Source organism: Microbacterium sp. (genome assembly GCF_051860965.1).
Taxonomy (GTDB): domain Bacteria; phylum Actinomycetota; class Actinomycetes; order Actinomycetales; family Microbacteriaceae; genus Microbacterium.
In genome coordinates, this window is record NZ_JBIMKU010000007.1 from 163,323 (window position 1) to 177,136 (window position 13,814).

At 69.5% G+C, this 13,814-nt stretch carries 11 protein-coding genes; 9 read left to right on the forward strand and 2 right to left on the reverse strand.

Going from position 1 to position 13,814, the window contains the following annotated elements:
• Window positions 1-49 precede the first annotated feature (49 nt).
• Window positions 50-1,405 carry a 4-aminobutyrate--2-oxoglutarate transaminase gene (gabT, locus tag ACTIFV_RS14580; RefSeq protein ID WP_439593518.1) on the reverse strand — a complete coding sequence of 452 codons (1,356 nt, stop codon included), beginning with the start codon at window positions 1,403-1,405 and terminating at the stop codon, window positions 50-52.
• A gap of 27 nt (window positions 1,406-1,432) precedes the next feature.
• Between gabT and ACTIFV_RS14585 the strand changes: the two genes are divergently transcribed.
• The 4 genes from ACTIFV_RS14585 (at window position 1,433) to ACTIFV_RS14600 (ending at window position 6,551) form a co-directional block, all read left to right on the forward strand.
• Entirely contained in the window at window positions 1,433-3,022 is a 1,590-nt protein-coding gene (locus ACTIFV_RS14585; protein WP_439593519.1) for a PucR family transcriptional regulator, read from the forward strand.
• Window positions 3,023-3,341: 319 nt separating this feature from the next.
• Window positions 3,342-4,196 (forward strand): endonuclease domain-containing protein, encoded by an 855-nt coding sequence (locus ACTIFV_RS14590; protein ID WP_439593520.1) that lies wholly within the window; start codon window positions 3,342-3,344, stop codon window positions 4,194-4,196.
• Window positions 4,197-4,491: 295 nt separating this feature from the next.
• The gene (locus ACTIFV_RS14595) at window positions 4,492-5,859 is read left to right on the forward strand and encodes an NAD(P)/FAD-dependent oxidoreductase (protein WP_439593521.1); all 1,368 of its coding nucleotides are present in this window, start codon (window positions 4,492-4,494) and stop codon (window positions 5,857-5,859) included.
• Between the two features lie 26 nt (window positions 5,860-5,885).
• Window positions 5,886-6,551: a DUF2461 domain-containing protein gene (locus ACTIFV_RS14600; RefSeq protein WP_439593522.1), complete on the forward strand. Its 666-nt coding sequence runs from the start codon at window positions 5,886-5,888 to the stop codon at window positions 6,549-6,551.
• 2 nt (window positions 6,552-6,553) lie between these two features.
• Here the strand turns inward: ACTIFV_RS14600 and ACTIFV_RS14605 are convergent, their stop codons facing one another.
• Entirely contained in the window at window positions 6,554-8,008 is a 1,455-nt protein-coding gene (locus tag ACTIFV_RS14605; protein ID WP_439593523.1) for a helix-turn-helix domain-containing protein, read from the reverse strand.
• Between the two features lie 197 nt (window positions 8,009-8,205).
• On the opposite strand from ACTIFV_RS14605, the gene aceB reads away from it, so the two are divergent.
• The 5 genes from aceB to ACTIFV_RS14630 all read left to right on the forward strand — a co-directional run bounded on the left by aceB (window position 8,206) and on the right by ACTIFV_RS14630 (window position 13,768).
• Window positions 8,206-9,846 carry a malate synthase A gene (gene aceB / locus ACTIFV_RS14610; protein ID WP_439593616.1) on the forward strand — a complete coding sequence of 547 codons (1,641 nt, stop codon included), beginning with the start codon at window positions 8,206-8,208 and terminating at the stop codon, window positions 9,844-9,846.
• A 29-nt stretch (window positions 9,847-9,875) separates the two neighbouring features.
• On the forward strand, window positions 9,876-11,471 hold the full coding sequence (locus ACTIFV_RS14615) for an isocitrate lyase (protein ID WP_439593524.1): 1,596 nt from the start codon (window positions 9,876-9,878) through the stop codon (window positions 11,469-11,471).
• Window positions 11,472-11,600: 129 nt separating this feature from the next.
• Complete coding sequence (locus ACTIFV_RS14620; RefSeq protein ID WP_439593525.1) at window positions 11,601-11,936, forward strand: YciI family protein; 336 nt, start codon at window positions 11,601-11,603, stop codon at window positions 11,934-11,936.
• Window positions 11,937-12,030: 94 nt separating this feature from the next.
• On the forward strand, window positions 12,031-13,233 hold the full coding sequence (locus ACTIFV_RS14625) for a pyridoxal phosphate-dependent aminotransferase (RefSeq protein WP_439593526.1): 1,203 nt from the start codon (window positions 12,031-12,033) through the stop codon (window positions 13,231-13,233).
• Window positions 13,234-13,366: 133 nt separating this feature from the next.
• Entirely contained in the window at window positions 13,367-13,768 is a 402-nt protein-coding gene (locus ACTIFV_RS14630) for a glucose-6-phosphate dehydrogenase (protein ID WP_439593527.1), read from the forward strand.
• Window positions 13,769-13,814 lie beyond the last annotated feature (46 nt).

Below are 13,814 nucleotides of genomic sequence, written 5' to 3' on the forward strand. Positions count from 1 at the left end.
CGATCGAGTTCGGTCGCTCGACGGGCTCGGCGACCGGAGGCGGTGCCGATCAGGCGTCGGCGAGTGCGGCCGCCACGACGTCGAGGCCCTCGTGGAGCAGCGCGTCGGGGATCGACAGGGGCGGCAGGAAGCGGATGACGTTGCCGTACGTGCCGCAGGTGAGCACGATGACGCCCTGGGCGATGCACGCCTTCGCGACGGCGGCGGTGAGCGCGGCATCCGGCTCCCCCGTCGTCGGGTCGACGAACTCGGCGGCGATCATGGCGCCGTGCCCGCGGATGTCGCCGACGCGGGGATCGGATGCCTGGATGCCGGCGAGTCGCCCCTTCAGGATGGCTTCGACCTCGCGTGCTCGGCCCAGGAGGTCTTCGGTCTCGAAGGCCTCGATCGCGGCGAGCGCGGCGGCGCACGCGACGGGGTTGCCGCCGTACGTGCCGCCCAGGCCGCCGGCGTGCGAGGCGTCCATGATCTCGGCCCGGCCGGTCACGGCGGCGAGGGGCATGCCCCCAGCGATGCCCTTCGCCGTCGTGATCAGGTCGGGAGTGATGCCGAACAGCTCGCTGGCGAACATCTGCCCCGTGCGCGCGAACCCGGTCTGGATCTCGTCGGCGATGAACACCACGTTGTTCGCGGTGCACCACTCGACGAGGGCCGGCAGGAATCCCTCCGCCGGCACGATGAAGCCGCCCTCCCCCTGGATCGGCTCGATGATGACGGCGGCGAGGTTGTCGACGCCGACCTGCTTCTCGATGATCGAGATGGCCTTCTTCGCGGCCTCGGCACCCGAGAGCCCGTCGCGGTACGGGTACGACAGCGGTGCACGGTAGATCTCGGAGGCGAACGGGCCGAAGCCGCTCTTGTAGGGCATCGCCTTGGCCGTCAGCGCCATCGTGAGGTTGGTGCGGCCGTGATAGCCGTGGTCGAACGCGACGACGGCCTGCTTCTTCGTGAACTTGCGAGCGATCTTGATCGCGTTCTCGACGGCCTCGGCGCCGGAGTTGAACAGCGCGCTCTTCTTGACGTGATCTCCGGGCGTCACGCGGTTGAGGGCCTCGGCGACGCCGACGTACGACTCGTAGGGCGAGATCATGAAGCACGTGTGCGTGAACTGCGCGACCTGCGCCTGCACGGCTGCGACGACCTTCGGGTGCGCGTTGCCCAGGGTCGTGACGGCGATGCCGGATCCGAGGTCGATGAGCGAGTTGCCGTCGGCGTCGAGGATGACCCCGCCGCCGGCGGCGACGGCCTCGATCGGCGCCGTGTGGCCGACGCCCGCGGCGACGGCAGCCGCCTTGCGTTCGAGGAGCTGCTGAGAGCGGGGGCCGGGGATGCTCGTGACGAGCCGGCGCTCCTGCGGAAGAGAGGGGCCGCCGAGGGGGGTGGTGACGGTGTCGATCGTGCTCATGCTCGGGAGCGTATTTCTCGCGATGAGGTGACCGCACCCGCCTGGAAGTACATTCTCGATACCCTGCTGTACAGCCCGTACACGAAAGAAGAGGAAGCGATGGATGCCGCGGCAGAGACCCCGACGCTGCGCGCGCTGCTCGCCCGCCGCGACCTGCACCTGAGTCTGGAGACGTCCGCCCGTGACGACGCCTCACTCGATCAGGCCGTGCGCTGGGTGCATTCGAGCGATCTCGCCGACCCGACGCCCTTCCTGTCGGAGGGTCTTGTGCTGCTCACGACGGGCACGCAGTTCCAGGGCGACGGCCCCCCGCTCTATCGCGAGTACGTCCAGCGCCTGTCGGCGCGCGGAGTCGTAGGGCTCGGGTTCGGCACCGAAGTCGTGCGAGACGGCATCCCTCCCGAACTCGCCGACGCCTGCCGGAAGGAGGGCATCCCGCTCTTCGAGGTGCCGTACCGCACGCCGTTCATCGCCGTCGCGCGTGCGGGCGCCGAGGCGATCGCCGCGCAGGCGTACGCGCGGCGCAGCTGGGCGCTGGCGGCGCAGCGGGCGATCGCCCTCGCGGCGCTGCGTCCCGACGGCCTCGGCGCGACGCTCGCCGAGCTCGCGCGTCAGCTCGGCACCTGGGTGGGGCTGTTCGACGCCGCGGGAGAGCTCGTGCGCGAGCATCCCGTCGCCCTCGATCGCGAGACGGCGAGCGCTCTCTACGGGGAAGTCGGCGGGGTGCTGCGCCGAGGAGCCCGCGCGGGGTCCGCGCTGCGGATCGGCGAGACGCCGTTCTCGCTCCAGACGCTCGGTCGCGGCGGACACCTGCGTGGGGTCATCGCGATCGCGACGGGCGACCTCGATCAGGAGGGCCGCGGCGTCGTGACGTCCGTCATCGCGATGGCGGGCCTGGCGCTCGAGCAGCAGCAGGGACTCGCTCGCGCGCGCGCCGCGCTGCGCGCCGGGCTCGTGCAGTCGCTCCTGACCGACGAGCCGTCGCTCGTGCGCCGGATCGTGCGCGACCTGTGGGGCCCTCTGCCCGCGGTGCCGGTCGTCGTCGCAGTGACGGAGGCCGCGGCATCCCGCATCGACGCCCTCGCCGAACTGCTCGAGCTGCGCGTCGACGAACGCCGCGGTTCCCTGTTCTTCGGGCGCGGCGATGACGGCCTCGTGCTGGTCGTCCCCGCCGCCGACCGCCAGGTCCTCGAAGAGATCGCCGAGCGCTTCGAGACGCGCATCGGGGTCTCGGACCCCACCGGGTACGACGGCTTCGCAGCGGCCGCCGCGCAGGCGCGGACCGCGCGCGACCGTGGCGCTTCGCGGGTGACGGACTTCGCCTCCGTTGCGCGCGCCGGCGTGCTCTCGGCTCTCTCCGACGAGGCCCGGTCGCTCGCCGATGCGGAGCTCGCGCCCCTCACCTCGCACGACACCGCCGAGGGCACGCATCTGCTCGACACGCTGCGCGCCTGGCTCGACAACGATTGCAGCCACGAGGCATCCGCCCGCGCCCTCGGCGTGCACCGGCACACGGTGCGGACCCGTCTCGCCCTCGCCGAGCGCCTCCTCGGCCGCGACCTCTCGTCGTTCGCGACCCGCGCCGAGCTCTGGGCGGCGTTCCGCGCCCTCGACTGAGCCCGGTCCGTGTGCAACGCGATCGACCCGTCGGACGACGGCATCGACTGCGCGTGCAGAGCGTCGGGAGTCCTCGCCGACCCGCCGGGCTCTGGCATCCATCCTCGGCGTGTCGGAACATCCTCCCGACACCGTGCACGCTCAAGCTCCTGGGTGCGCAGGTGTGCAGGCGAGCAGAGCGTCGGGAGTCCTCGCCGACACACCGGGCTCTGGCATCCATCCTCGGCGTGTCGGAACATCGTCCCGACACCGTGCACGCGACTCCTCCCCGACTCGGTACGAGATCGTGTCGCACACAGATCGACGGTCCAGATGACGGATGCCTGTGCGCTCGCCGCAGGGTGGTGGAATTTGCACGAGCGAGGACACCATTCAGTCATTCGGCTCGCTGATCACGGCGGGTCACACTCGGCGTGCCGTCGCGCGACGACTCGACGGCGGCTCGCTCGTGCGGGTTCGGCGTGGTGTGTATGCGGACTCCACGGTGTGCGCCGCGCGGCTGATGGTAGCCGCGCACGGCGGGCCGCTCGCCTGTGTCGCGGCCGCTCGCCACATCGGGATCTGGGTGCTGCCGGCCGATGACGTCGTGCATGTGTGGCTGGGCGGCCACTCGCGTGCGTTCCGCCACGATGGCTGCGCGTGCATCGCCCACGGCGACGAGGGCCCGCGGAACGGCTTCGCGATCCCGGCCGTTCCACGCGTCCTGCGCCAGATCCTGCGATGCCGAGGCGTCGAGGAGTTCTTCGTCGCCCTCGAATCGGCCCTTCGCCAGGGTCTCATCACACGGGCGGGTGTCGCCTGGCTGCGCGCTCACACCAACGACGCCGCACGGGAAGCGATCGCGTTCGCGCGGAGCGATGCCGACAGCGGACTCGAATCGCTCATACGTTGGCGACTGCGAGGACGCTGTCTGCGCCTCCGATCGCAGGTCGCGATCGTCTCGGTCGGCATCGTCGACTTCCTGATCGGTGATCGTCTCATCGTCGAGATCGATGGCAGAGCGAACCACGATGGCCCTTCCCATCGGCATCGCGATCTCGAGCGCGACGCCAACGCCGCGTCCTGGGGCTACATCACCCTCCGCTTCGACTACGCGATGGTGGTGCACGACTGGCCCACGGTCGAACTCGCCATTCTCGGGGCGATCGACCACGGCTGGCACCTGTCCCGCTGAGAGAACCCGCCTCCCGCGCCCGAGCGCAGAACGTCGGGAAGATTCCCCGACACGCTGGGACGAGGCATCCATCGCCCGCGTGTCGAGCAGAACGCCCGACGCCGTGCGCGACGCCGACCCGCGAGCGGACGACACGGACGCGACCGAGCACGCGTGCAGAACGTCGGGAAGATTCGCCGGCACGCCGAGTAGAGGCATCCCGCACCGGCGTGTCGACCGCATCTCCCGTCGTTCTGCACGAGTGCGCACCCGGATTCCGACGGTTCGACGGGGTCGGACCCGGGAGGATGGGGTCATGACTGTGCCCAACGGAGACGTGTCGTGGTGGTGGCGTGACCTCGGAGGCGCCCCCGCACCGCGCAGTCCGCTGCCCGGCGACACCGAGGTCGACGTCGCGATCGTCGGCGGGGGCTACACAGGACTGTGGACGGCGTACTACCTCAAGACGCTGCAGCCCGACCTGCGCGTCGCAGTGCTCGAGCAGCGGTTCGCGGGTTTCGGGGCATCCGGGCGCAACGGCGGCTGGCTCACGAACTCGGTCACGGGCGGGCGCGAGCGGTACGGCCGAGATGGCGGCGCTCGACAGCAGAAGGCGTTGAACGAATCCGTCGACGAGGTCATCGCGGTCGCCGCGCGCGAGGGCATCGACGCCGACATCGTCAAGGGCGGCGAGTTCGAGATCGCCCGCACTCCTGCGCAGCTCGCGCGGCTGAAGGCGGCGGCGGCGCACGAGCGCGAGTGGCCGCACACCGATGTGGAGGAGATGGATGCCGCGGCCGCCGCATCCATCGTCTCGGTCGACGGTCTGCTCGGCGGGATCCGGCATCCGCACTGCGCGCGTGTGCATCCCGCCAAGCTCGCGCGGGGTCTCGCGGCGACGGTCGAGGGGCTCGGCATCCCGGTCTACGAGCAGACCCGCGTCGATCGGATCGAGCCCGGTCGAGCGGTGACCGAGCGAGGTGTCGTCCGCGCCGATCACGTGATCCGGGCGACCGAGGGGTTCACGGCCGACCTGCACGGCGAGCACCGCACCTGGCTGCCGATGAACTCCTCCATGATCGTGACCGAGCCCCTCCCCGCGGACGTGTGGACGTCGATCGGCTGGGAGGGCCGCGAGACCCTCGGCGATTTCGCCCACGTGTACATGTACGCGCAGCGCACGGCCGACGACCGCATCGCCTTCGGCGGTCGCGGCGTGCCGTATCGCTACGGCTCGCGCGTCGACACCGACGGCGCGACCCAGCCGCGCACGATCGCCTCGCTCACGGCGCTGCTGCGCGACTTCTTCCCCGCCGCGGCCGATGTGCCGATCGCGCACGCGTGGGCCGGCGTCCTCGGCGTGCCGCGCGACTGGGCGGCCACCGTCGGCCACGACCGCGCGACAGGGCTCGGCTGGGCCGGTGGCTACGTCGGCACGGGCGTGACCGCGACCAACCTCGCCGGGCGCACCCTCGCCGACCTCGTGCTCGGGCGCGACACCGACCTCGTGACGCTGCCGTGGGTCGACCATCGCGCGAAGCGCTGGGAGCTCGAGCCCCTGCGCTGGCTCGCCGTCAACGCGATCTACACGGCCTACCGCGCGGCCGACCGGGCCGAGGCATCCGGATCCTCCGATCGCACCTCGATCTTCGCGAAGGGCGCAGACCTCATCGCGGGCCGCTGAGCGCGCGCCCGGGCTACGATCAGCGCGTGGAGTTCACCGGACTGGATGCCGACGCCCCCGCGTTCTTCGCGGAGCTCGCGGCCGACAACACCAAGGAGTGGTGGACGGCGAACAAGGAGCGGTACGAGCGGTCCGTGCGCGCGCCCTTCGAGGCACTCGCGACGGCGCTCGAGCCCGAGTTCGGTCCGGTCAAGATCTTCCGCCCCTACCGAGACGTGCGCTTCAGCGCCGACAAGACGCCCTACAAGGCGCACATCGGCATGGTCTCGACGGCGCCCGTCGCGCATTACCTGCAGCTCGGACGGGATGCCCTGATGCTCGGCGGCGGGATCTACGACGTTCCGCCCAGGGTGATCGCGCGGTTCCGCGAGATCGTCGTCGATCCCCGGCTCGCCGGCGACCTCGAGGCGACGCTCGAAGAACTCGGCGACGCGGGATTCGACGTCATGCGCGACGACGCCCTCAAGACGGCGCCGCGCGGCTACCCCGTCGATCACCCCAGGATCGACCTGCTGCGGCTGCGACATCTCGCCGTCGGGCGCCGCGAGCAGCCGGCGCACTGGATGTGGCGTCCGGACGCCCTCGACGTCATCGCCCGGCACTGGCGCGCCGTCTCGACGTGGTGCGACTGGATCACCGAGAACCTCGGCGAGGAGCTCGCGGAGTCCCTCGGCAATCGGCGAGGCCGATAGCCTCAGCGGGGCGCGTGCGCCTCGAGGAACTCGTACACGTCGGTCGTGTCGACGCCCGGGAACGCGCCCGTCGGCAGCGTGGCGAGCAGCGTGCGGGGAGTGCGCACGTTGGGCCACGAGTTCTCGCGCCACGCCGCTTCGAGCTCGGCGGGCGCCCGGCGGCAGCAGACCTCGACGGAGTGCCTCGAGGCGCCGCGGTTCGGGGTGTCGCGCCCGAGGAACCACTTCGTGTCGTCGAAGCGCACACCCACGGACACCGAGTGGGCGCCTTCGCTGGATGCCTCGACCCGCGCCGTGCACCAGTAGGTGCCGTTGCCGGTGTCGGTGTACTGGTAGTACGGATTGAACTTGTCGTGCTCGTCGAACACGACGCGCGAGGTCCATTTGCGGCAGCACATCTGCCCCTCGATGGCGCCGAGCTGGTCGGTCGGGAAGTTCACGTCGTCGTTCTCGTACGCCTTCGTGATCGTGCCCGACTCGTGCACCTTGAGGAAGTGCACGGGGATGTCGAGGTGCGTCGTGGCGAGGTTCGTGAACCGGTGCGCCGCGGTCTCGTACGACACGGAGTACGCGTCGCGGAGATCCTCGATCGAGATCGCGCGGTCCTTCTTCGCGTCCTGCAGGAACGGCACGGCGTGCGCCTCGGGGATGAGGAGCGCACCCGTCAGGTAGTTGGTCTCGACGCGCTGCCGCAGGAACTCGGCGTACGACGTCGGCTCGCGGTGGCCCAGCATCCGGCTCGACAGCGCCTGCAGCACCGCGGTGCGCGGGTCGCCCTTGGCCGTGAGCCTGCTCGACAGGTAGAGACGACCGTTCTTGATGTCGGCGACGCTGCGGGTCGTCTGCGGCAGGTCGGGGACGTAGTGGAGCGTGAAGCCCAGATGCGCGGCGATATCGGATGCCGTGCGCTGGGTGAGGGGTCCGCCCGGGTGGTCGACGGCTGACAGGATCCGGCGCGCGTGGTCCTCGAGGTCGGGGAAGTAGTTGTTCTGCGTGCGCATGAGGCGGCGCAGGGCGACGTTCGCGCGCCGGGCCTCTTCGGGCGTCGCGGCGCGCTCGTCGCGGAGCCGCTCGATCTCGGTCTGCAGCGCCATCATCGCCTTGAGCGCCTCGGTCGGCAGCGTCTTGCCGATGCGGAAGGGCGGGATGCCGAGCGCCTGGAAAGTCTGCCCGCGCATCGCGCGCTCGAGCGAGATCTCGAGCGTTGCCCGCTCGTCGAGCGGCTCGGACTCGAGGATCGCTTCGATCGAGGATCCGAGCGCGCGGGCGATCGCCTGAAGGAGGGTGAGCTTCGGCTCGCGACGGCCGTTCTCGATCATCGACAGCTGGCTCGGCGCACGATCGACGGCCGAGGCGAGCTCTTCGAGGGTCATTCCGCGGTCGGTGCGAAGGCGCCGGATCCGGCGGCCGATCGTGAGCGAATCCACATCCTCCGTCGTGTCGACGATCGCATCCATTTCGTCTCCTTCTGCGTCTGACGATGATCGAATTCTGTCACGAAAGAAGAAATACGCGAAAACTTCACCCTCGATTTCGTCGGATCGATGCCGGAACTTCACACAGAGTGGATGCCAACAGCCCGCTGGATCGAGAGGTCCGGCATCCACTGATCACACGAGAGGACAGGACCATGACACCTGCGACCGCGACGCCGATGCGTACGCACACCGGGCCGACCGCTATTCAGACCCAGGAGCCACAGGTCGAGGTCGTCGGTGCACTCCGTCCTCGCTACGACGAGATCCTCACGCCCGAGGCGCTCGCGTTCCTCACCGAACTCCACCAGCGTTTCAGCGGCCGCCGCCACGATCGCCTCGCCGACCGCATGCGCCGCCGCTTCGAGATCGGCAACGGCCACGACCCGCAGTTCCGCGACGACACGCGCCACATCCGCGACGACGCCGAGTGGCAGGTCGCCGGCGCCGGTCCCGGTCTCGAGGACCGCCGTGTCGAGATCACCGGACCGACCGACCCCAAGATGACCATCAACGCCCTGAACTCCGGTGCGAAGGTCTGGCTCGCCGATCAGGAGGATGCGACGAGCCCCACCTGGAGGAACGTCATCGAGGGTCAGCTGTCGCTGCGCGACGCGATCCGCGGCGAGCTGTCGTTCACGTCACCCGAGGGCAGGATCTACGAGGTCACCGCCGAGCAGACGCCGACGATCGTGATGCGCCCGCGCGGGTGGCACCTGACCGAGAAGCACATCTCCTTCACCGACCGCACCGGTCGCTCGCTGGCGGCGTCGGGCTCGCTCGTCGACTTCGGCCTGTACTTCTTCCACAACGCCGAGGCGCTGATCGCGAACGGCCGCGGCCCGTACTTCTACATCGCCAAGCTCGAGTCGAGCGAAGAGGCGAAGCTGTGGGACGACGTCTTCACGTTCAGCGAGCAGTACATCGGCATCCCGCACGGCACGATCCGCGCGACGGTGCTCATCGAGACGCTGCCGGCGGCCTTCGAGATGGAGGAGATCCTCTTCGAGCTGCGCGACCACATCGCGGGTCTCAACGCCGGCCGCTGGGACTACATCTTCTCGATGATCAAGAACTACCGCGGGCGCGGCGCCCGGTTCGTGCTGCCCGATCGCAGCCAGGTCACGATGACCGTGCCGTTCATGCGGGCCTACACGGAACTGCTCGTGAAGACGTGCCACAAGCGCGGAGCCTTCGCGATCGGCGGCATGAGCGCATTCATCCCGAACCGTCGCGACCCCGAGGTCACGGCGCAGGCGTTCGAGAAGGTCGCCGCCGACAAGAAGCGCGAGGCCGGCGACGGCTTCGACGGCACGTGGGTGGCCCACCCCGACCTCATCCCCGTCGCTCGCGCCGAGTTCGACGCCGTGCTGGGCGACCGCCCCAACCAGATCGACCGCCAGCGCCCCGAGGTGCATGTCGACGCCGCCGAACTGATCGACGTCCACATCGGCCTGCCGGTGACGAACGAGGGCGTGCACGGCAACGTGTCCGTCGCGATCCGCTACATCGAGGCTTGGCTGCGGGGCCTCGGCGCCGTCGCGATCGACAACCTCATGGAGGATGCGGCGACCGCCGAGATCTCGCGCTCGCAGGTGTGGCAGTGGATCCATCAGGATCGCCGCACCGAGGACGGCACGCAGATCACCCGCGAGTACATCGAGGAGCTCATCACCCGGGTGCTCGGAGAGGTGGACCGCCGCGACGGCGACCGCTTCGACGACGCGGCCGAGATCTTCCGCGAAGTGTCGCTGGGCGTCGACTTCCCCGCCTTCCTCACCCTGCCGGCGTACGCGAAGTACCTGACCGACAACGACTGACCAGACCGACTCGAGACCGAGGAACAGACATGACCACCTATCAGGACGACATCCAGTCCGTCGAGGCCCTCAAGGAGCGCAACGGCGCGAGCTGGGATGCCATCAACCCCGAGTACGTCGCACGGATGCGCGCGCAGAATCGCTTCAGGACCGGCCTCGAGATCGCTCAGTACACGGCCGACATCATGCGTCGCGACATGACCGAGTACGACGCCGACTCGTCGGTGTACACCCAGTCGCTCGGCGTCTGGCACGGCTTCATCGGGCAGCAGAAGCTCATCTCGATCAAGAAGCACCTCAAGTCGACGAACAAGCGCTACCTGTATCTGTCGGGATGGATGGTCGCGGCGCTGCGCTCGGAGTTCGGCCCTCTCCCCGACCAGTCGATGCACGAGAAGACGTCGGTGCCGGCGCTCATCGAAGAGCTCTACACGTTCCTGCGCCAGGCCGATGCCCGTGAGCTCGATCTGCTCTTCACCAAACTCGACGACGCCCGCCTCGCGGGCGACGAGACGGCCGTCGAGTTCATCCAGTCGCAGATCGACAGCTACGAGACCCACGTCGTGCCGATCATCGCCGACATCGACGCGGGCTTCGGCAATCCCGAGGCGACGTACCTCCTGGCGAAGAAGATGATCGAGGCGGGCGCGTGCGCCATCCAGATCGAGAACCAGGTGTCGGACGAGAAGCAGTGCGGTCATCAGGACGGCAAGGTCACGGTTCCGCACGACGACTTCATCGCCAAGCTCAACGCCGTGCGCTACGCGTTCCTCGAGCTCGGAATCGACAACGGCATCATCGTCGCCCGCACCGACTCGCTCGGAGCCGGCCTCACGCAGAAGCTGGCCGTCTCGCACAGCCCCGGCGACCTCGGCGACCAGTACAACTCGTTCCTCGACGTCGAGGAGATCGAGGCATCCGATCTCGGCGACGGCGACGTCGTCATCAAGCGCGACGGCAGGCTGCTGCGCCCGAAGCGTCTCGCCAGCAACCTCTACCAGTTCCGCGCGGGCACCGGCGAGGAGCGCTGCGTGCTCGACTGCATCACGTCGCTGCGCAACGGCGCCGACCTGCTGTGGATCGAGACGGAGAAGCCGCACGTGGCTCAGATCGCGGGCATGGTCGACGAGATCCGCAAGGAGATCCCGAACGCGAAGCTCGTCTACAACAACAGCCCGTCGTTCAACTGGACGCTCAACTTCCGTCAGCAGGCGTACGACCAGCTCGCGAGCGAAGGGACGGATGTCTCGGCGTACGACCGATCCGACCTCATGAGCGTCGCGTACGACGACACCGAGCTCGGCGCGCTCGCCGACGAGAAGATCCGCACGTTCCAGAAGGACGGCTCGGCCCGCGCCGGGATCTTCCACCACCTGATCACGCTGCCGACCTATCACACGGCCGCGCTGTCGACGGATGACCTGGCCAAGGGCTACTTCGGCGCGGACGGCATGCTCGCCTACGTCAAGGGCGTGCAGCGTCGCGAGATCCGCGAGGGCATCGCGACCGTGAAGCACCAGAACATGGCCGGCAGCGACATCGGCGACAACCACAAGGAGTACTTCGCCGGCGATGCGGCTCTCAAGGCCGGCGGCAAGGACAACACGATGAACCAGTTCGGCTGAGTTCACCGTCGGACGATGGATGCCTCGGACCTTCGGTTCGAGGCATCCATCGTTTTCCGGCGTCTCGTCGATCCGGTCTTCACCCGCACGACGCCCTTGACGTAACGTCACCGATGAAAGGGACACGACATGCGATTCCTCATGCTGGTCATCTCCGACCCCGAGCTGGACTCCACCGAAGCGCCGGTGCTCACGATCGAGGAGTGGGCACGAGAGACCGCCGACAGCGGCGTGAACCTCGACGGCGATCGCCTCGAGCCGCCGAACAGGGCGAAGACCGTGCGCCGGCGCGGCGGCGAGCTCCACGTCACCGACGGCCCGTTCGCCGAGACGCGCGAGGTGATCGGCGGGTTCGACATCCTGGAGTGCGACGACATGGACCACGCGATCCGCGTCGCAGCGCGGCATCCCATGGCCACCCACGGCACGATCGAGCTGCGGGCGCTCTGGCCGCTCGACCTGTGAGGTCGGGGCGGCATCGCCGCGATGTACACCGGCCAGGCCGATTTCCTCCACGCGGACCATGAAGCGACGGCGATCTCGCCGGTAACCTCGGAGGGTGACCGAACGCGCTCCCCTGTCCCGCAAGCTCAGTGCCATCGCCGAGTCGGCGACCCTCAAGGTCGACGCGAAGGCGAAGGCCCTCCAGGCCGCCGGCCGCCCCGTGATCTCCTATGCGGCCGGTGAGCCCGACTTCGCGACCCCGTCGTTCATCGTGGATGCCGCGTCCCACGCGCTCCACGACCCCGCGAACTTCCGCTACACGCCCGCCGTCGGGCTCCCGGTCCTGCGCGAGGCGATCGCCGCCAAGACGCTGCGCGACTCGGGGCTCGAGGTCGACCCGGCGCAGATCGTCGTGACCAACGGCGGCAAGCAGGCCGTCTACCAGGCGTTCCAGGCGGTCGTGAACCCGGGCGACGAGGTGCTCCTGCCCGCACCGTACTGGACGACGTACCCCGAGGCGATCGCCCTCGCCGACGGCGTGCCCGTCGAGGTCTTCGCCGGGGCGGACCAGGACTACAAGGTCACCGTCGCGCAGCTGGAGGCCGCACGCACCGACAGGACGACGGTGCTCGTGTTCGTCTCGCCGTCCAACCCGACCGGCGCGGTCTACACCCTCGAAGAGACCAAGGCGATCGGCGAGTGGGCCGTCGAGCACGGCATCTGGATCATCTCGGACGAGATCTACCAGAACCTCGTCTACGAGGGCGCGCGCGCGGCATCCATCGTCGAGGCGGTTCCGGATGCCGCGGCCCAGACCATCCTCGTGAACGGCGTGGCCAAGACCTACGCCATGACGGGGTGGCGCGTGGGCTGGATGGTCGGCCCCAAGGACGCCATCAAGCTCGCGGCCAACCTGCAGTCCCACCTCTCGAGCAACGTCAACAACATCGCGCAGCGCGCGGCCCTCGCCGCCCTCACCGGCCCGCAGACCGAGGCCGAGGAGTTCCGCGTCGCGTTCGACCGTCGTCGTCGCCTCATCGTGAGCGAGCTCGCGAAGATCGAGGGGGTCGTCGTGCCCAACCCGCTCGGGGCCTTCTACGCCTACCCCGACGTGCGGGGGCTGCTCGGGCGGGAACGGCGGGGCAAGACGCCGACCAGCTCGCTCGAACTCGCCGACCTCATCCTCGAAGAGGCAGAGGTCGCCGTCGTTCCCGGCGAGGCGTTCGGGCCGTCGGGCTACCTGCGCCTGTCGTACGCCCTCGGCGACGAGGCGCTGCTCGAGGGCGTGCGCCGGATGCAGGACCTCTTCTCGGCGTGACGTCGCGGCCCGCGCGGGCCCGGGCGGGCGACCGCCCACGTGGTACCGGAGCACGTCCGGGTCGCCTACGGTAGAGAGTGGGCAGGGCGCCGCTCCGATCACGGAGACGCGTCGGCCCCGAGGAAGGTCAGTCATGAAGGTCGTCGAGTCCGCCGACTGGCGCAGTTCCATCCCGTTCGGCACTCCGGTGCTCGTCGCCGATCTGATCCCGGGCGAGCCGACGCGGTGCGCGACGTGCGCGACCGACGCCGATCCGTTCGACCGCAGCGAGCTGTGGGCGTACAAGCACGAGCACCCCAACAACCACAGCGGCTACGTGCGCTTCTACTGCAAGTCCCATGTGCCGGCGGTGGCCGCGCCCGTCACGGCGGCCGTCCGCCCGCAGCGCAGCGCACCTCGACGCGAGAGCACATCGCGTCCCGCGCCGCGGCTCACGTCGGCCGACGCCGACCCGTCGCGCGCGCTGTGCCCGAACTGCTTCGTCGAAGCGTCGGCGACGGGCCTGTGCGGCATGTGCGGCACTCAGGTCGTCTGACGACACGCGCGCGAGCGCCCTCGGATTCGCAACCGCGGAAACACGG